The 18,134-nt window shown below is 72.8% G+C and carries 15 protein-coding genes; 10 read left to right on the top strand and 5 right to left on the bottom strand.

Going from position 1 to position 18,134, the window contains the following annotated elements; genetic code table 11:
- Positions 1–65 precede the first annotated feature (65 nt).
- Positions 66–1,190 carry a DNA integrity scanning diadenylate cyclase DisA gene (gene disA, locus ACFYM0_RS23205; RefSeq protein WP_274548915.1) on the bottom strand — a complete coding sequence of 375 codons (1,125 nt, stop codon included), beginning with the start codon at positions 1,188–1,190 and terminating at the stop codon, positions 66–68.
- A gap of 155 nt (positions 1,191–1,345) precedes the next feature.
- Positions 1,346–2,761, bottom strand: coding sequence for a DNA repair protein RadA (gene radA, locus ACFYM0_RS23200; RefSeq protein ID WP_388504313.1), 1,416 nt, complete (start codon positions 2,759–2,761; stop codon positions 1,346–1,348).
- A 251-nt stretch (positions 2,762–3,012) separates the two neighbouring features.
- Between radA and ACFYM0_RS23195 the strand changes: the two genes are divergently transcribed.
- Positions 3,013–4,875 (top strand): hypothetical protein, encoded by a 1,863-nt coding sequence (locus tag ACFYM0_RS23195; RefSeq protein WP_388504310.1) that lies wholly within the window; start codon positions 3,013–3,015, stop codon positions 4,873–4,875.
- 9 nt (positions 4,876–4,884) lie between these two features.
- On the opposite strand, the gene ACFYM0_RS23190 is transcribed toward ACFYM0_RS23195, so the two are convergent.
- Entirely contained in the window at positions 4,885–5,712 is an 828-nt protein-coding gene (locus ACFYM0_RS23190) for a hypothetical protein (RefSeq protein WP_388504309.1), read from the bottom strand.
- 63 nt (positions 5,713–5,775) lie between these two features.
- On the opposite strand from ACFYM0_RS23190, the gene ACFYM0_RS23185 reads away from it, so the two are divergent.
- From ACFYM0_RS23185 to ilvD, 4 genes are all read left to right on the top strand, one after another.
- Positions 5,776–6,723, top strand: a complete 948-nt coding sequence (locus ACFYM0_RS23185) for a Ppx/GppA family phosphatase (RefSeq protein WP_388504307.1) — start codon at positions 5,776–5,778, stop codon at positions 6,721–6,723.
- A gap of 143 nt (positions 6,724–6,866) precedes the next feature.
- Positions 6,867–7,700 (top strand): sugar phosphate isomerase/epimerase family protein, encoded by an 834-nt coding sequence (locus ACFYM0_RS23180; protein WP_388504304.1) that lies wholly within the window; start codon positions 6,867–6,869, stop codon positions 7,698–7,700.
- A complete protein-coding gene (locus ACFYM0_RS23175) occupies positions 7,697–8,422 on the top strand; it encodes a TetR family transcriptional regulator (RefSeq protein WP_388504301.1) in 726 nt (241 codons plus the stop codon). Before ACFYM0_RS23180 ends, ACFYM0_RS23175 begins: the two co-directional genes overlap by 4 nt.
- A 201-nt stretch (positions 8,423–8,623) precedes the next feature.
- Positions 8,624–10,477 carry a dihydroxy-acid dehydratase gene (gene ilvD, locus ACFYM0_RS23170; protein WP_388504299.1) on the top strand — a complete coding sequence of 618 codons (1,854 nt, stop codon included), beginning with the start codon at positions 8,624–8,626 and terminating at the stop codon, positions 10,475–10,477.
- A gap of 99 nt (positions 10,478–10,576) precedes the next feature.
- Here ilvD and ACFYM0_RS23165 read toward each other — a convergent pair whose 3' ends face one another.
- Positions 10,577–12,712 (bottom strand): serine/threonine-protein kinase, encoded by a 2,136-nt coding sequence (locus tag ACFYM0_RS23165; protein WP_388504296.1) that lies wholly within the window; start codon positions 12,710–12,712, stop codon positions 10,577–10,579.
- A gap of 104 nt (positions 12,713–12,816) precedes the next feature.
- On the opposite strand from ACFYM0_RS23165, the gene ACFYM0_RS23160 reads away from it, so the two are divergent.
- The 5 genes from ACFYM0_RS23160 (at position 12,817) to proC (ending at position 16,311) form a co-directional block, all read left to right on the top strand.
- Positions 12,817–13,119, top strand: coding sequence for a peptidase (locus ACFYM0_RS23160; RefSeq protein WP_388504294.1), 303 nt, complete (start codon positions 12,817–12,819; stop codon positions 13,117–13,119).
- Between the two features lie 81 nt (positions 13,120–13,200).
- Positions 13,201–13,734 (top strand): hypothetical protein, encoded by a 534-nt coding sequence (locus tag ACFYM0_RS23155; protein WP_388504888.1) that lies wholly within the window; start codon positions 13,201–13,203, stop codon positions 13,732–13,734.
- Between the two features lie 96 nt (positions 13,735–13,830).
- Positions 13,831–14,652 (top strand): ABC transporter ATP-binding protein, encoded by an 822-nt coding sequence (locus ACFYM0_RS23150; protein WP_388504292.1) that lies wholly within the window; start codon positions 13,831–13,833, stop codon positions 14,650–14,652.
- Positions 14,649–15,386, top strand: a complete 738-nt coding sequence (locus ACFYM0_RS23145) for an ABC transporter permease (RefSeq protein ID WP_388504289.1) — start codon at positions 14,649–14,651, stop codon at positions 15,384–15,386. Before ACFYM0_RS23150 ends, ACFYM0_RS23145 begins: the two co-directional genes overlap by 4 nt.
- A 115-nt stretch (positions 15,387–15,501) precedes the next feature.
- A complete protein-coding gene (gene proC / locus ACFYM0_RS23140) occupies positions 15,502–16,311 on the top strand; it encodes a pyrroline-5-carboxylate reductase (RefSeq protein ID WP_327254323.1) in 810 nt (269 codons plus the stop codon).
- Positions 16,312–16,376: 65 nt separating this feature from the next.
- On the opposite strand, the gene trpS is transcribed toward proC, so the two are convergent.
- The gene (trpS, locus tag ACFYM0_RS23135; protein ID WP_388504286.1) at positions 16,377–17,384 is read right to left on the bottom strand and encodes a tryptophan--tRNA ligase; all 1,008 of its coding nucleotides are present in this window, start codon (positions 17,382–17,384) and stop codon (positions 16,377–16,379) included.
- Between the last annotated feature and the right edge of the window lie 750 nt (positions 17,385–18,134).

The raw sequence follows: 18,134 nt of genomic DNA, 5'->3' as shown, positions 1-18,134 counted from the left end.
CCGTCGCCGGGGGCTCCGCCCCCGGCAGCGGCGCGCGACCGCACCCCCCGGAGCAGGGCCGGAGCCTAGACGTACCGCTCCAGGATGGAGGACTCCGCCAGCCGCGAGAGGCCTTCGCGCACGCTGCGCGCCCGCGCCTCGCCGACCCCGTCGACCGTCTGCAGGTCGTCCACCGAGGCGGCCAAGAGCTTCTGCAGCCCGCCGAAGTGCTCGACCAGCCGCTCGATGATCGCCCCCGGCAGCCGCGGCACCTTCGCCAGCAGCCGGTACCCGCGCGGGGACACCGCGGAGTCCAGGGTTTCCGGCGAGCCCGTGTACCCGAGGGCCTTCGCCACGATCGCCAGCTCCAGCAGCTCCGGATGCGTCAGCGCGTCCAGCGCCGGCAGCGCCTCCTCGACCGTGCGGGAACGCTTCGCCGTCGGCTCCGGCACGTAGTCCCGGATGACGAGCTCCCGCTCCTGCTCGATCCCGACCGTCAGCTCGTCGAGCTGGAGCGAGAGCAGCCGGCCGTCCGTGCCGAGCTCCACCACGTACTCCGCGATCTCCGTCGCGATGCGCCGCACCATCTCCAGCCGCTGCGCCACCGCCGTGACATCGCGGACCGTCACCAGGTCCTCGATCTCCAGCGCGGACAGCGTCCCGGCGACCTCGTCCAGGCGGAGCTTGTACCGCTCCAGCGTGGCCAGCGCCTGGTTCGCCCGCGACAGGATCGCCCCGGACTCCTCCAGCACGCGCCGCTCGCCGTCCACGTACAGCGCGATCAGCCGCATCGACTGCGAGACCGACACCACCGGGAAACCGCACTGCTTGGAGACCCGGTCCGCGGTCCGGTGCCGGGTACCCGTCTCCTCCGTGTGGATCGACGCGTCGGGCACCAGCTGGACGCCCGCCCGCAGGATCTTGGTGATGTCCTTGTCCAGGATCAGCGCGCCGTCGAGCTTGCACAGCTCACGCAGCCGGGTCGCGGTGAACTCCACGTCGAGGACGAAACCGCCCGTGCACATGGCCTCGACCGACTTGTCCATACCGAGGACGATGAGCCCTCCGGTGTTGCCGCGAACGATCCGTTCGAGCCCGTCACGCAGGGGCTGACCAGGTGCGACCGCGCTCAGCGAGGCGCGCATCATGGCCTCCTGCTTGGAGCTCGCGCCCGACTTTCCGGATGCTGCTGCCCCGTCCTTGGCTGCCACTGCACTCCTCCGGTCGCGGGATGTACCGCCTGCGTACGGCCGGGCGGACCATCCCGAAGTCTACCGGCGCGGCCCCGGCGCCCGTCGTGCCTTGGCCCGGCAGGGCCGCAGAGCACCCCTTCCGGGTCCGCTGACCTGCTGTTCTCCGGCCAGTGCTACTCGGTGGGGCGCTCCTTCGCCGGTGTACGCGACCGCCCGCGCGGCAGGACCCGCAGGGCGTCGCCCATGTCGGCGACCTCGGTCACCTTCATGCCCGCCGGCACCTTCCCCGGGTCCACCGGCACCAGCGCGTGCGTGAAGCCCAGCCGGAACGCCTCCGCGAGCCGCCGCTGCACTCCCGTCACGCGCCGGACCTCGCCCGCGAGCCCGACCTCCCCGATGGCGACCAGGTTCTTCGGGAGCGGTACGTCGCTCGCGGCCGAGGCCAGGGCCAGCGCGACGGCCAGGTCGGCGGCCGGCTCGGTGAGCTTCACCCCGCCCACGGTGGCGGTGTAGATGTCCCGCTTGCCGAGCGCCGTGATCCGCCCGCGCTGCTCCAGCACCGCCAGCATCATCGAGACGCGCGAGGTCTCCAGCCCGGAGGTGGTCCGTCGGGGCGAGGGGATCTGCGAGTCCACCGTGAGCGCCTGCACCTCGGCGACCAGCGGGCGCTTGCCCTCGAGGGTCACCGTCAGGCAGGTGCCGGGGACGGCCTCGGCGCGGCGGGTCAGGAACAGCCCGCTCGGGTCGGCGAGTCCGTTGATGCCCTCGTCGGTGAGCTCGAAGCAGCCGACCTCGTCCGTGGTGCCGTAGCGGTTCTTCACCCCGCGCACGAGGCGCAGTCGCGCGTGCCGGTCGCCCTCGAAGCTCAGTACGACGTCGACCAGGTGCTCCAGCAGGCGGGGACCGGCGATCGCCCCGTCCTTGGTGACGTGGCCGACCAGCAGCGTGGACATGCCGCGCTCCTTGGAGGCCCGGATCAGCGCCCCGGCGACCTCGCGGACCTGAGCCATGCCGCCGGGCGCGCCGTCGATCTCGGGGGAGGCGACCGTCTGCACGGAGTCCATGATCAGCAGCGAGGGCTTCACGGCGTCGAGGTGTCCGAGCACGGCGGACAGGTCGGTCTCGGCGGCCAGGTAGAGGTGCTCGCTGAGCGCGTTGATCCGGTCGGCCCGCAGCCGCACCTGGCTCGCCGACTCCTCGCCCGTGACGTACAGCGTGCGGTGCTCGTCGGAGGCGGCCTTCGCCGCGACGTCGAGCAGCAGCGTGGACTTGCCGACGCCCGGCTCGCCCGCGAGCAGGACGACCGCGCCGGGGACCAGCCCGCCGCCCAGCACCCGGTCCAGCTCGCTCACGCCCGTGCTGCGGGCGGTCGCCGTCCGCACGTCGACCTGTCCGATCGGCACGGCGGCCGTGGTGACCCGGCCGGCCGCGGTGGTCCGCACGGCGGGGGCGCCGCCGAGCTCCTCGACGGTGCCCCAGGCCTGGCACTCGGGGCACCGGCCGAGCCACTTGGCGGTGGAGTACCCGCACTCGGTACAACGGTAGGACGGCCGGTCCTTGGCGGATGAACGAGATGTACGGGCAGCCATGCGGCCCACGGTAGCCGCCGCCACCGACAGTCCTTTCAGGGCGGCCTCCGGGGCGGTCCCGCAGTGGTCTCGCCGTGGTCTCGCGGCGGTCCCGCCGCGGTGCCGCCGCGGTCCACCGTCCGTCCCGGCGTGTACGCCGTGGCGTGCACCGTCAGGGGCCCCGTCAGCGCAACGCCGATCTGTTCACCCGTAAGGGCTAAAACTGGTGAAGGCTTCCGGAGCGCCACCGGCGCGCCGCCTACGGTCGCCAAGTGACCAGCAGCAACCAGGGACACCCCGCTCCGCGCACCGGCGCACACCGGGCGCACGGGCGCACGCCCCCCGAGGCGACCAGGGTGGAGCAGCCGCCACCGTTCCGGTACGAGCCCTACCTGGACGGGCTGTTCACGTACTGCCTCTCGGTCCTGTGCGACCACGACACCGCCACCGACGTGCTCGGCGACGTCCTCGCCGTCGCCGACCGCCATCCCGGCCGCTGCCCCGACGAGGGGGACCGGCGGGCCTGGCTGTACGCCCTCGCGCGCTGGGCCTGCCTGCGCAGGCTGGCCGAGCGGCGGCGTACGCGCTACGGGTACGGGGGAGCGCATTCCGCCCGGCGTGCACCGGAGCACACCGTCGCCGGCCGTGCGCCGGATTCCGCGACGGCGAGCGCCGACGCGAACGCGGCAGCGAACGCTGCGGCGGCCGGCCGGCCGGGCGCTGCGGTGGGTCCTGTGGGTCCTGTGGGTCCGGTGGATCCCGCCGGCCACGGCAGCCCCGCCGGCCCAGCAGGCCACGCCGGTCTCGACGTGTACGCCTACCGCCGCACCGAGCTCGCCCGCCTCGCCTGGCCGGAAGCCGCCGGAACCACCCCCGAGCAGCGGGAGGCACTCGAACTCGCCGTCCGCCACCGCCTCGGCGTCCCCGAACTCGCCGCCGTCCTCGGTACGCCCCCGGCCGCCGCCCGCGAGCTGCTCTCCGGCGCCGCCTGCGAGGTGGAGCGCACCCGGGCCGCCCTCGCCGTCGTGGAGACGGGCAACTGCCCGACCGTGTCCCGGCTCACCGGGGACGACGGGGAGGGCGGGGGAGACGGGAACCTCCTCCTCTCCTCCTCCCTACGCGCCGAGCTCGTCCGCCACGTCGACGACTGCCCGCGCTGCCGCCGCGTCGCCGAACGCGTCGGCGCAGGAGGCCCCTGGCCCGGCTCGGGCGGCATCAACACCGCGGCCCTCCCGCTGGTCCCGGCCCCGCGCACCGCCGTGCACGCCGCGATGCTCCGCTCCGGCGGCCGCCGGGGCGCCGGGACCGGCCCGCGCTTCGACCGGACCGGCTTCCCGATGGACCCCAAGGACCGGGCCGCCCGCCGCGAGCGGCTGCGCACCCGCGCCGTGACCACCACGGTCGTCGCCACCGTCGTCGCGGCCCCGGTGCTGGCGCTGTGGGCTGCCTACCGGGGAGCCCCGAGCACCGGGGAACCGGTGGGCAACGGCTCCACGCGCATCTCGGCGAGCGAGGCGGAGCTCCCGCAGGCCCGTACCGACGGCCGCCCGCTGACGGCCTACGAGAACGCGGGCAACGCCGCCGTCACCACCGACGGCCCCGGCTTCGCCCCGTCCGGAGCCGCCCCCGACGTCTCCGTCGAGGTCATCAGCAGCGGCGCGCCACCGAGCTCCACCCCGGGCGCCCCGGGCCGGCTCACCGCGGCCGCCTCCACCCACGGAACGACCACCCTGCTCACCCTCACCGCTTCGGGCGGCGCACCGGTCGACTGGCGGCTGTGGTCCGACGCCCCGTGGCTCCGCGCCAGTACGACCTCGGGCCGGCTGGCACCAGGAGAATCGGTCACCCTACGGATCACCGTGGACTCCGGAGCCCAGCCCGTGGGGGCCTGGAGCGCCCGGGTCGGGGTGGACCCGGGCGGCGCGGTGATCTCCATCCGGGGCCGGGGCCGCCCGGCACCCACCCCGCCCGCCCCGGAGCCCACACCGACCCCGACCCCGACTCCGACACCCACCCCGACTCCGACGCCGACCCCCACGCCGACGCCCACCCCCACTCCGACTCCGACCCCGACGCCGAGCCCCTCGGACGGAGGCACACCGGAGCCGGAGCCGACCCCGGCGCCGGCCCCGTAGCGCCGCGGCCTACGGCGCGGGCGTGGGGTCGGCCGGGTGCGGGGCCATCGGCAGCAGCGAGGAGAGCCGCGCCTCGCAGAGCCGTACGAGCTCGTCGTACCCCTCCTTGCCCATCAGCTCCGTCAGCTCGGCGCGGTACGACTCGTACACCGGCTTGCCGGCGCCGTGCGCGGAGGTGGCCGAGGTGCACCACCAGTGCAGGTCGTGGCCGCCCGGCCCCCAGCCGCGCCGGTCGTACTCGCCGATCGACACCTGCAGGACGCGGGTGTCGTCGGGCCGGTCGATCCAGTCGTAGGTCCGCCGGATGGGGAGCTGCCAGCACACGTCCGGCTTGGTCTCCAGCGGCTCCTGGCCGCCGCGCACCGCCAGGATGTGCAGGGAACAGCCCGCCCCCGCAGGGAAACCGGGCCGGTTCAGGAAGATGCAGGCACCGTCCCAGCGACGGGTCTGCTTCTCCCCGTCGTCGTCGTGCTGCGTCCACCCGGTCTCGCTGCCGACGTCGTGGAACTGCCACAGCTCCGGCGTCAGCCGCGCCACGTTCTCGGCGACCCGCTTCTCGTCGTCCTCGTCGGAGAAGTGCGCGCCGAGCGTGCAGCAGCCGTCGTCCGCGCGGCCCGCTTGAATGCCCTGGCAGCCGCTGCCGAAGATGCAGGTCCAGCGGGAAGTGAGCCAGGTCAGGTCGCAGCGGAAGACCTGCTCCTCGTCGGCGGGGTCGGGGAACTCCACCCAGGCCCGCGGGAAATCGAGCCCCTTCTCGTCCGCCCGGGCGGACTTGGCACCCTTGGCGGCCTTGCCGACCTTGGTCTTGGACTTGTTGGCCTTCTTCGTATTTGGCACAAACCCCAGCCTAAGCGCCCCTTACTCCACCCCTACGCCTTTGGACCAGTAGCGTTTCCCCTCATGAGACTCGGTGTCCTTGATGTGGGTTCGAACACGATCCATCTGCTGGTGGTGGACGCGCACCCCGGTGCCCGCCCCCTGCCCGCGCACTCGCACAAGGTGGAGCTGCGGCTGGCGGAGCTGCTCGACGAACACGGCGCGGTGACCCCCGAGGGCGTCGAGCGGCTGGTTTCCGTCATCGGGGACGCGGTGCAGGCCGCCGAGGACAAGGGGTGCGAGGACGTGCTCCCCTTCGCGACGAGCGCGGTACGGGAGGCCACGAACGCCGACGAGGTCCTCGCCCGGGTCAGGGCAGAGACGGGCGTGGACCTCCCCGTCCTCAGCGGCGACGACGAGGCCCGCCTGACGTTCCTCGCGGCGAGGCGCTGGTTCGGCTGGTCGGCGGGCAAGCTCCTGCTCCTCGACATCGGCGGAGGCTCGCTCGAGATCGCGTACGGCATCGACGAGGACCCGGACGCGGCCGTCTCGCTCCCCCTGGGCGCCGGACGACTGACGGCGGGCTGGCTCCCGGGCGACCCGCCGGACCCGGCGGACGTCCGGGCCCTGCGCCGCCACGTACGGGCCCAGATCGCGCGCACGGTCGGCGAGTTCAGCCGCTTCGGCCAGCCGGACCGGGTCGTGGCCACGTCGAAGACCTTCAAGCAGCTGGCCCGGATCGCGGGCGCGGCCCGCTCCGCGGAAGGCCTCTACATCCAGCGGGACCTGACCCGCAAATCCCTGGAGGAGTGGGTCCCGAGACTGGCGGCGATGACCACCGCCCAGCGCTCCGCCCTCCCCGGCGTCTCGGAGGGCCGCTCCAACCAACTCCTCGCCGGAGCACTGGTGGCGGAGGGCGCGATGGACCTGCTGGGCGTGGAGTCCCTGGAAGTCTGTCCCTGGGCCCTGCGGGAAGGCGTCATCCTCCGCCGCCTGGACCACCTCGGAAGGTCCACCCCCGTCGGGGTGTGAGGCACGGGGCCGTCGGCCGCCGCCGGGTGCGGCGCCTCCGTACGGGGGGCCGGCCCCCGCCCACCACCGGGGCCCGGCCCGTCCTCATGCCCCCGTCCACCAGGACGGGCCCGCCCCCACCACGACCCCGATACCCTGTCCCCGTGGCAAAACCAGTCCGGATCCCGACCGCGAAAGTCGCCCTCTCCACCGCCTCCGTCTACCCGGAGTCGACGGCGACCGCCTTCGAGATCGCCGCGCGCCTCGGCTACGACGGCGTCGAGGTCATGGTCTGGACGGACCCCGTCAGCCAGGACATCGACGCCCTGCGCCGCCTCTCCGATCACCACCGGGTCCCGATCCTGGCGATCCACGCCCCCTGCCTCCTCATCACGCAGCGCGTGTGGTCCACCGACCCGTGGACCAAACTCCAGCGCGCCCAGGCGGCAGCCGAGAAGCTCGGCGCGAGCACGGTCGTCGTGCATCCCCCGTTCCGCTGGCAGCGCCAGTACTCCCGCGACTTCGTGACGGGCATCTGGCGGATGGCGGACGAGACCGACGTCCGCTTCGCCGTCGAGAACATGTACCCCTGGCGCTACCGCGACCGCGAGATGCTCGCCTACGCGCCCGAGTGGGACGTCACCAAGGACGATTACCGTCACTTCACGGTCGACCTCTCGCACACCGCGACCGCCCGCACCGACGCGACCGCGATGATCGACCGGATGGGCGACCGCCTCGCCCACATCCACCTCGCCGACGGAAACGGTTCCGCGAAGGACGAGCACCTCGTCCCCGGCCGCGGCACCCAGCCCTGCGCCGAACTGCTGGAGCGGCTCGCCGCCACCTCCTTCGACGGGCACGTCGTCATCGAGGTCAACACCCGCCGCGCGATGTCCTCCGCCGAGCGCGAGGCCGACCTCGCCGAGGCCCTGGCCTTCACCCGCCTCCACCTCGCGACGGCCCCCGGCCCGGTATCGGGAACCCGGCACCCGTGACCGAGCCCCTTCCGGACCCGGCACCGGAACCCAAGCCGGAACCCGCGCCGGAGCTCAACCCGGACCCCGCACCCGCGCCCGCACCCGCACCCGCGCCCGCACCCGCGCCCGCCCCGGCGAAGCCCCGCCGCGGACCCGGCCGCCCCCGCCAGGACGAGGCCGACGACGGCCCCGGCACCCAGGAGCGCATCCGCCTCGCGGCCCGCGCCGAGTTCGCCGCGCGTGGCTACGACAAGACCTCGGTCCGCGGGATCGCCAAGGCCGCCGGGGTGGATCCGGCCCTGGTGCACCACTACTTCGGCAGCAAGGACGACCTCTTCGCCGCCGCGATCGAGCTCAGCATGGAGCCCGCCCTCGTCCTCCCCAAGATCATCGGTGCGGGCCCCGACGGCATCGGCGAACGCCTGGCCCGCTATTTCCTCGGCGTCTGGGAGAACCCGGTCACCCGGACCCCGCTGCTCGCCGTGATCCGCTCGGCGCTCACCCACGAGGCCGCCGCGAAGGTGCTCCGCCGGCTGATCCTGCACCGCCTGCTGGAGCGGATCGCGGCCGACCTCAACGTCCCCGACCCGACCTTCCGCGCCGAGCTCGCCGCCTCCCACATGGTCGGCATCGCGATCCTGCGCTACGTCGTCCAGGTCGAGCCCCTCGCATCGGCGGACCCGGAGACCATCATCGACCTGGTGGCCCCCACCCTCCAGCGCTACCTCACCGAGGAATGACCGAGGAATGACGGCACCGAGGATGGAAACATCCGCGCGCGCAGCCCCGTAGGCTCCGGACCGTGCCCAATTGCTGAGCCGCCCGTCCCGGGATCCGGACGGCCTGTCCGGATCCCGGGCAGGGGGCGTAGCCTCGTAACCGAGCCATATCCACAGTCGCGGCAGGCGCTCGCGTCACCGCACACATGGGGAGAGAACCCGATGCCCGAGCTGAGGTCCCGCACCGTCACCCACGGCCGCAACATGGCAGGCGCACGTGCCCTGATGCGCGCCTCGGGCGTAGCGAGCGCGGACATCGGGAAGCCGATCATCGCGGTCGCCAACTCCTTCACCGAGTTCGTCCCGGGCCACACCCACCTGGCCCCGGTCGGCCGCATCGTCTCCGACGCGATCCTGGCCGCCGGCGCCGTCCCCCGCGAGTTCAACACCATCGCGGTCGACGACGGCATCGCCATGGGCCACGGCGGCATGCTGTACTCCCTGCCCTCCCGCGACCTGATCGCGGACTCGGTCGAGTACATGGTCGAGGCGCACTGCGCCGACGCGCTGATCTGCATCTCCAACTGCGACAAGATCACCCCCGGCATGCTGATGGCCGCCATGCGCCTCAACATCCCGGTCGTCTTCGTCTCCGGCGGCCCGATGGAGGCCGGTCAGGCCACCCTCGTCGACGGCACCGTCCGCAAGCTCGACCTGATCGACGCCATGGTCGACGCCTCGAACGACAGCGTCTCCGACGAAGACGTGCTGCGCATCGAGGAGAACGCCTGTCCCACCTGCGGCAGCTGTTCGGGCATGTTCACCGCCAACTCGATGAACTGCCTCGCCGAGGCCATCGGCCTGGCCCTCCCCGGCAACGGCTCGGTCCTCGCGACGCACACCGCCCGCCGCGCCCTGTACGAGGACGCCGGCCGCACGATCGTCGAGATCACCAAGCGCTACTACGAGCAGGACGACGAGTCGGTCCTGCCCCGCAACATCGCGACCCGCCAGGCCTTCGAGAACGCCATGGCCCTCGACATCGCCATGGGCGGCTCCACCAACACGATCCTGCACCTCCTCGCCGCCGCGCAGGAAGCCGGTCTGAAGTACGACCTCACGGACATCGACGAGATCTCCCGCCGGGTCCCGTGCCTCGCCAAGGTCGCGCCGAACGTGGCGCCCGGCGGCACGTACTACATGGAGGACATCCACCGGGCCGGCGGCATCCCCGCCCTGCTCGGCGAGCTGCACCGCGGCGGCCTGCTGAACAAGGACGTCACCACGGTCCACTCCGCCAACCTGGAGGAGTGGCTCGCGAAGTGGGACGCCCGCTCCGGCACGGCCCCGGACGAGGTCATGGAGCTGTGGCACGCGGGCCCCGGCTGCCAGCGCTCCGCCTCCGCCTTCTCCCAGTCCGAGCGCTGGGACACCCTCGACCTCGACGCCGAGGGCGGCTGCATCCGCTCGGTCCAGCACGCGTACTCCAAGGACGGCGGCCTCGCCGTCCTGCGCGGCAACATCGCGCTCGACGGCTGCGTCGTGAAGACCGCCGGCGTCGACGAGTCGATCTGGACCTTCGAGGGCCCGGCCGTGGTCTGCGAATCGCAGGACGAGGCCGTCGACAAGATCCTCCGCAAGGAGATCAAGGCCGGCGACGTGGTCGTCATCCGCTACGAGGGCCCGCGCGGCGGTCCCGGCATGCAGGAGATGCTCTACCCGACGTCCTTCCTCAAGGGCCGCGGCCTCGGCAAGGTCTGCGCCCTGGTCACGGACGGCCGCTTCTCCGGCGGCACCTCGGGCCTCTCCATCGGCCACGCCTCCCCGGAGGCGGCCGCGGGCGGCACCATCGCGGTCGTCGAGGACGGCGACCTGATCCGCATCGACATCCCGAACCGCTCGATCGAGCTCGTGGTGGACGAAGCCACGCTGGCCGCCCGCCACGAGGCCCTGGGCGGCGTCTACGCCCCGAAGAACCGCGAGCGCAAGGTCTCCGCGGCCCTGCGCGCCTACGCGGCGATGGCCACCAGCGCCGACAAGGGCGCGGTCCGCGACGTCAGCCTCCTGGAGCGCTGACCCCGCACCCGCCGGCCCCGGCCCCGTCCGACACCCTCGGGCGGGGCCGTCCGCGTTCCACCCCGGCCCGCCGCCCCTGCGGGCGAGGCCACCTTGGTGTCACCACCGGGCGGGATCCCCCGCCGCCACCGCGAAGACGCTCCCGTCCGGAGCCGAGGCGTACACCCGCCCGTCCCCGACGACGGGCTCGGGCAGACTCGCGGCGAAGGTGTCCTTCCCGGCGCGGATCCGGGGCTTGGTCTGCCCCAGGAGCCGTCCCGCGGCCGCGTCGACGGCGAGCAGCCGCCCGTCCGAAGCGCTCAGGTAGACCTTGCCGTCGGCGAACACCGGCCGGGAGGCCCGGGTCACGCCCGTCTCCAGCCGCCATTCCTCCCGGGCCGTGCCGATCGCCGCCAGCGCGCCCGTGGCCCCGAAGGCGTACACGACCCCGTCCGGCCCCACCGTCGCCTGTGCCTCGTACAGCGGCGAGGTCAGCCGCACGCGCCGTACGGCATGCGTGGCCAGGTCCACCCGTACGACCGCGTCCGTCCTGGTCCGTACGTCGCTGTCCAGCAGGTACATCCCGCCGCCCGCGGTCCCCACGGGACGGAGCAGCCCCGCGGAGCGGATCTGCCAGCGGTGCGCCCCGTTCGCCGGGTCCACGGCCGAGAGCTGCGTCGCCCTGCCGTTCTCGTCGGGCGTCGACACGTACAGCGTGGCCGGCTCCGCCGACTCCGCCCGGCCGCTCCACCACACGGAACCGACCCTGCCGATCTTCTTCGTCCACCGAGGGGCGCCGGTCGCGGCATCCAGCGAGGTGACGGTTCCGTCCGCCGCCGTGATCAGCACATGGCCGCCTACGGACAGGGCGAGAGCGCCCATGGGCAGGGTCCGCTTCCAGCGCTCCGCGCCCGTCGCGGGATCCAGTGCCCGCAGCAGTTCGCTGCCGCTTCCCGGTGCCACCGCGAGGACCAGCCCACCCCCGTGGAGCGGCGCGCCGTCGGCCGCGGGCCGGGAGTCCGCCACGGCCGCCCGTACGGACCACACCGCCGACCCGTCGACGGGGCTGAGCCGCATCGCGGCCGACCCGGGCCCCGAGCAGTACAGGGCCGAAGCCTGCCAGGAGCATGCCGCGGCGTACGCGCCCAGCGGCACCGACCACGGCAGGACCCGCTGCGGTGCGGGTGCCCCCGTGGCGGCAGCCGGTTTCGGAGGCTCGTCGCCGGCAGCGGACCACAGAAGGCCGCCCGCCGCGCCACCCGCCAGGAGCAGCCCGACCGCCGCCGCGACGGCCACCCGGGTCCGCCGTCCGTGGCCCGGGGCGGACGGGTCGGGGGCGGACTCGTCAGGGGTGGCGATCCGTTCCCGCCGGTGCGTGGCCTCCTCGTCGGGCACCGGCTGCCTCGGCCGCGGGATGAAGGCCTGCGTGTCCAGATCCGTCGGGTACGCCACCGCCCGCAGCGCCACGATCAGCGCGTCCGCGCTCGGCCGCTCCGCAGGATCCTTGGCCAGGCACTGCGCGACCAGCGGGACGAGCCGCTCCGGCAGACCGGTCAGGTCGGGCTCGCTGTGCACCACCTGGTACGCCACGAGGTAATGGCTGTCCGAGTCGAAGGGACCCCGCCCGGTCGCCGCGTACACGAGCACCGCACCCAGGGCGAACACGTCGGCCGCGGTGCCGACCTCGCGCGGCCGCTGGAACTGCTCGGGCGCCATGAACGGCGGGGTCCCGATGAGCTTCCCGGTCTCGGTCCGCAGATCGCTGTCGGCCGGCCGCGAGATGCCGAAGTCGATGACCCGGACCCCGTCCGAGGCCATCAGCACGTTGCTGGGCTTCAGATCCCGGTGCACGACCCCCGCCCGGTGGATGTCCCGCAGGGCCTCCGCCAGTCCGGCGGCGAGCCGCGCCAGCTCCCGGGCCTCCAGCACCTGGTCCCGTACCCGCTCGGAGAGCGTGGGGGCGTCGATGAACAGCGTCGCCATCCAGGGCCGCTCGGCATCGGGATCCGCGTCGACGACGGGCGCGGTGAACGCTCCGCTCACCCGGCGGGCGGCCGCGACCTCCTGCCGGAACCGGGCCCGGAACTCCGGGTCCACGGCGTGCTGCGGATGCACGATCTTGACGGCGAGTTTCAGCCCCGACTCGGAGGTGGCCAGGTGGACGACGCCCATGCCGCCCGAACCGAGCACGGACTCAAGCCGGTACTGCCCGGCGTACTCCGGAAAACCCGCGTAGTCCGTCCGCGCTGAACGCACCGCTCACCACCCCCGCCGGAGCCTAGTCGATGGTCCGTGCGAATCTCCAAGGTCCTGCTACCCTGCGCGAGTTCCGCAGGGCGCCATCCAAGGGGGAGCTTCCGATGTCCGTTGAGAGCGATTCAAGCCAAGTCGAGAGCCTGACCTCGGGGTCGGGATTCCCGACGTTCCCGGTCGCGCCCGGCTACCGCGTGAACGTCCGCAGGGGCCCCGGCACCAATTACGGGATCGTCCGGGTCCTGCCGCTCGGCGCGTACGTATCGATCCACTGCCAGTGCGAGGGAACGAACGTCTCGGGCCCGTACGGCACCTCGAACATCTGGGACTGCATCGGCAACGGCGAGTTCGTCGCCGACACCTATGTGAAGACGGGCAGCGACGGCTACGTCGCCACCCGCTGCGCCTGAGGTCCATCCGGCCCATCCTCGGGTCCGCCACCCGGCCCGACCCGTGAGACAGCCCGGGTCCCGCCCGCCCGGCGGGGGATAATCGCTGGTGTGAGCGACGACCAGCGAGACCAGACCCCCGCCGAGCCGGCCCCCGCGGTGCCCACCGGCCCCGAGCCCGAGCCGATCCGGTTCTTCGGCACCACCTGGGTGAACCACGACGGCGGCTACGGCGCACGCCGTGTCGGCGCGGCCGCCGGCGCGCTGGTCCTCGCCGTCCTCAGCGCCTTCCTGCTCCGGTTCTCCTACGAGGGCCTGGAGATCGGCAACGTCGGCGCCTTCCTCAGCATCTCGGTCGTCGTCCTCTTCGCGATCGCCAGCTCCATCGCCTTCGTCAAGACCTGGGAGTCCTTCAGCCGCCGGCCGGCCCCGTCCTCCGACGAGACCGCCCTCAAGGGGCTGAAGGCGATCGGTTTCATCGGCAGCCTCATCGCCTACTTCCTGCGCTGCTTCGTCGAGGCCCCCGGCGAGACGCTGCGCCGCACCGAGTACGAGCGCGCCTCGGCCGAATTCATCCGCAGGCGCGGTTCCCGCACCGGCAACCCGGCCGCGCGCCGCCCCAAGCGCAAGAAGTAACCCGGCCCCCGGCCTCCGGCCCCGCGGGCTACCAGCCCCGGCCTCCTTGCCCCGTGAGCCTTGCGTCGCGGCACAGCCGGGAGCATTATTCATCACATGATGAATAACCAAGCGGCCGCCGCCGTCCACGCCGACGGCCTCACCGTCCGCCGCGGCACCGGCCGCAGCCCCCGCACCGTCCTCGACGCCCTCTCCTTCGACGTCCCGCGCGGCCGCATCACCGGCCTCCTCGGCCCCTCCGGCTGCGGAAAGTCCACCCTGATGCGCGCCGTCGTCGGCACTCAGGCCCACGTCACCGGCACCCTCGACGTCCTCGGCCACCCCGCCGGCCACCCCGGACTCCGCTCCCGCATCGGCTACGTCACGCAGGCGCCCTCCGTCTACGACGACCTCACCGTCCGGCAGAACCTCGACTACTTCGCGGCGATCCTCGACCCCGGCCGCGTCGCCGCCGAGCGCCGCCGCGAGACCGTCACCCGGGCCATCGCCGATGTGGACCTCACCACCCACACCACCGCCCTCGCCGGAAACCTCTCCGGCGGCCAGCGCAGCCGGGTCTCCCTCGCGGTCGCGCTCCTGGGCAGCCCCGAGCTCCTCGTCCTCGACGAGCCGACCGTCGGCCTCGACCCGGTCCTGCGCCGCGACCTGTGGAACCTCTTCCACGAGATCACCACCACCCGCGGCGCCACCCTCCTCGTCTCCTCCCACGTCATGGACGAAGCCGAGCGCTGTCACGATCTCCTCCTGATGCGCGAAGGCCGCATCCTCGCGCAGGACACCCCCGACGCCCTGCTCGCCCGTACCCGCACCGACACCGTCGAAGAGGCCTTCCTCCACCTCGTCGACGCCGCCAACGCCGAGGCCAAGGCCGCCACCGCCCCGGCCTCCGCCACCGCCCCCCACGGGAGCACCCGATGAGCACCGCCCGCACCCTCGCCACGGCCGCCCGCGTCCTGCGCCAGCTCCGGCACGACCCGCGCTCCATCGCGCTGATGCTGCTGGTCCCCGTACTGATGCTGGTCCTGCTCCGCTACGTCTTCGACGGCAGCCCGCGGACGTTCAACGGCATCGGCGCGTCCCTCCTCGGGATCTTCCCCCTCATCACGATGTTCCTGATCACCTCCATCGCGACCCTGCGGGAGCGCACCTCCGGCACCCTCGAACGCCTCCTCGCCATGCCGCTCGGCAAGGGCGACCTCATCGCCGGCTACGCCCTCGCCTTCGGCGCCATGGCGGTCGTCCAGTCCCTGCTCGCCACCGGCGTCGCCCTCTGGGCCCTCGGCCTCGACGTCATCGGTTCCCCGTGGCTGCTCCTGCTCGTCGCGCTCCTCGACGCCCTGCTCGGCACGGCCCTCGGCCTCTTCGTCTCCGCCTTCGCGGCGTCCGAGTTCCAGGCCGTCCAGTTCATGCCGGCCGTGATCTTCCCCCAGCTCCTGCTGTGCGGCCTCTTCGCCGCCCGCAACACCATGCAGCCCGTCCTGGAAGCGATCTCGAACGCCCTGCCCATGTCCTACGCCGTCGACGGCATGAGCCAGGTCCTCGCCCACACCGACATGACCGCCGACTTCGTCCGCGACGCCGTCATCGTCGCCGGATGCGCCCTCCTGGTCCTCGCCCTCGGCGCCGCCACCCTCCGCCGCCGGACCCCCTGACCGCAGTCCGGCTGACCGCAGTCCGGACACGACACCGCCGCTCCCCGCCCGGGTGCAAGGATGAGGACGCAAACCATGCATGCGTGCACGAACAGTTCGGCGAGGTGAATCGGGCATGACCCAGACAGTCGCAGTCCTCGGTACCGGCAAGATCGGCGAGGCCCTGCTCAGCGGGATGATCCGCGGCGGCCGGCCCGCCTCCAAGCTCCTCGTCACCGCCCGCCGCCCGGAGCGCGCCGAGGAGCTGCGCACCCGCTACGGCGTCGAGGCCGTCACCAACGCCGAAGCCGCCAAGCGCGCCGACACCCTGATCCTCACCGTGAAGCCGCAGGACATGGGCAAGCTCCTCGAGGAGCTCGCCCCGCACCTCCCGGCGGACCGACTGGTCATCAGCGGCGCGGCCGGCATCCCGACCTCCTTCTTCGAGGAGCGCCTCGCCCAGGGCACCCCCGTCGTCCGCGTCATGACGAACACCCCCGCCCTCGTCGACGAGGCCATGTCCGTCATCTCGGCAGGCAGCCACGCCACCGCCGCGCACCTCGCGCACACGGAGGAGATCTTCGGCGGTGTCGGCAAGACCCTGCGCGTCCCGGAATCCCAGCAGGACGCGGCCACCGCCCTCTCCGGCTCCGGCCCCGCCTACTTCTACTACCTCGTCGAGGCCATGACCGACGCCGGCATCCTCCTCGGACTGCCCCGCGCCCAGGCACACGACCTCATCGTCCAGGCCGCCGTCGGCGCCGCCGTCATGCTCCGCGACAGCGGCGAACACCCGGTCAAGCTCCGCGAAGCCGTGACCTCCCCCGCCGGCACCACCATCAACGCGATCGTGGAGCTGGAGAAGCACGGCGTACGAGCGGCCCTGATCGCCGCCCTCGAAGCGGCCCGCGACCGCAGCCGCGAACTCGCCTCCGGCAACAGCTGACACCCGCCGGCCGTTACGGGGCTGCGCGCGCAGCCCCGTAACGACGGCCCGCCCCTCACCTCTCCTCAGGGCTCCAGCAGCCCGATGGCCCGGTACGCCGAGTCGACCACGGGCCGCGCGATCGCCCGGGCCCGCCCGGCACCCGCGCGCAGCACCGCCTCCACGGTCCCGGGGTCGGCCGCCAGCTCCGCGTGCCGGACGCGGACCGGCCGCAGCAGCTCCACCACGGCGTCGGCCACGTCCCGCTTGAGCGCCCCGTACCCGGTGTACCCGTCGGCGAGCGCGGCCGGATCACCCCCGGTGCAGGCCGCGAGGATGTCCAGCAGGTTCGCGACCCCGGGACGCGCTGCCGGGTCGTAGACGACCCCGTCATCGGCGCCGCCCCCGCTGTCGGTGACGGCCCGCATCACCTTCTTCCGCACCGCCTCGGGCTCGTCGAGGATGAACACCACCCCGGGCCCCGCGTCCCCCGACTTCCCCATCTTCGACCGCGGGTCCTGCAGGTCCATGACCCGCGCCGCCACCACCGGATGCGTGGCCCTGGGCACGGTGAAGGTGTACCCGTACCGCTGGTTGAACCGCACCGCCAGATCCCGGGTCAGCTCGACGTGCTGCCGCTGGTCCTCCCCGACCGGCACCTCACCGGTCCGGTACGCCAGGATGTCGGCGGCCATCAGTACGGGATAGGTGAGCAGCGACAGCCGTACGCCGTCCCCCGAGGCCTGGGCCTTCGCCGCCTTCTCCTTGTACTGCACCATCCGGCGCAGCTCCCCGTCCGAAGCCGTGCACTCCAGCAGGTACGAGAGCCGGGCGTGCTCGTCCACGTGGCTCTGCACGAACAGCGTGCACTTTTCGGGAGTCAGCCCGGCGGCGAGCAACAGCGTCGCCGCCTGCCGACTGAGCCGGCGCACCCGGGCCGGATCGTGCTCGACGGTCAGCGCGTGCAGATCGACCACGCAGAACAGCGCCTCGTCGGGCTCCTGCTCGGCGGCGACCCACTGCCGTACGGCCCCCAAGTAGTTCCCCAGCGTCAGATGCCCCGTCGGCTTGACCCCGCTGAAGATCCTCGTCATGTCCTTGCTCCCTGCTCGTGTCGGTGTGGGCGTCGACGCCACCGCGTCGGGCGACCGAGCCACTCCCGGGAGGGGAGAAACAGAAACGGCCGCCGAGATCGGCGGCCGTCGAGCGCGTGCGTGCTCGCGTGGATGGTCGGCCGCCGTCAGGCGGCCCACCAGCGAAGGTCGAGCGTGAGCGCACGCGTAGTCATGGGGAGAGGCTAGACCCTGAGGGATGAGGAGGGCGTGAGGTTTCCGGAATCCGCGGGGCGGGCCGGCCTGAGGGTCAGCCGGGGGTTGACACACCTGTGCCCGATCCGTAAGGTTCTTCGAGTTGTCCGAAGTGAGCAACCGACCCCGGTCGGTCCCCGGACAGCCATCCCGCACTACACATTCGAACGAACGACTTACTTTGTCGTCCCGTTTTCATGCGTATTTGCGAATGAGGAATCCGCGTCCACGGACGCAGTCGCCGATTAGGTTCGGCGGCAAGGAATCCGCTACTGTCTCACTCGTCGCAAGGGCCCAACAGCCCGAACGGCAAATCCCGTTGACTGGGAGTCAGGCCCGAAAGGATCTGATAGAGTCGAACTCGCCGGAAAGGGAAACGCGAAAGCGAAGAACTGGAAAGCGGAAAACGAGCGAGACAGACTCTGATAGAGTCTGAAACGCAAGAACAGAACAGAACGAAGCCCGGAGGAAAGCCCGAGAGGGTGAGTACAAAGGAAGCGTCCGTTCCTTGAGAACTCAACAGCGTGCCAAAAATCA

Origin of the sequence: Streptomyces sp. NPDC006487 (genome assembly GCF_042870555.1) — a bacterium.
Classification (GTDB): Bacteria; Actinomycetota; Actinomycetes; order Streptomycetales; family Streptomycetaceae; genus Streptomyces.
This window is presented reverse-complemented; position numbering and strand designations above follow the sequence as displayed.

What these genes read in the sequence shown, in the direction of transcription:
- radA (WP_388504313.1), bottom strand. Translation starts at nt 2,761, where the DNA reads ATGGCTGCCCGTACATCTCGTTCATCCGCCAAGGACCGGCCGTCCTAC.
- ACFYM0_RS23185 (WP_388504307.1), top strand. Translation starts at nt 5,776, where the DNA reads ATGAGACTCGGTGTCCTTGATGTGGGTTCGAACACGATCCATCTGCTG.
- ilvD (WP_388504299.1), top strand. Translation starts at nt 8,624, where the DNA reads ATGCCCGAGCTGAGGTCCCGCACCGTCACCCACGGCCGCAACATGGCA.
- ACFYM0_RS23160 (WP_388504294.1), top strand. Translation starts at nt 12,817, where the DNA reads ATGTCCGTTGAGAGCGATTCAAGCCAAGTCGAGAGCCTGACCTCGGGG.
- ACFYM0_RS23150 (WP_388504292.1), top strand. Translation starts at nt 13,831, where the DNA reads ATGATGAATAACCAAGCGGCCGCCGCCGTCCACGCCGACGGCCTCACC.
- ACFYM0_RS23145 (WP_388504289.1), top strand. Translation starts at nt 14,649, where the DNA reads ATGAGCACCGCCCGCACCCTCGCCACGGCCGCCCGCGTCCTGCGCCAG.
- proC (WP_327254323.1), top strand. Translation starts at nt 15,502, where the DNA reads ATGACCCAGACAGTCGCAGTCCTCGGTACCGGCAAGATCGGCGAGGCC.
- trpS (WP_388504286.1), bottom strand. Translation starts at nt 17,384, where the DNA reads ATGACGAGGATCTTCAGCGGGGTCAAGCCGACGGGGCATCTGACGCTG.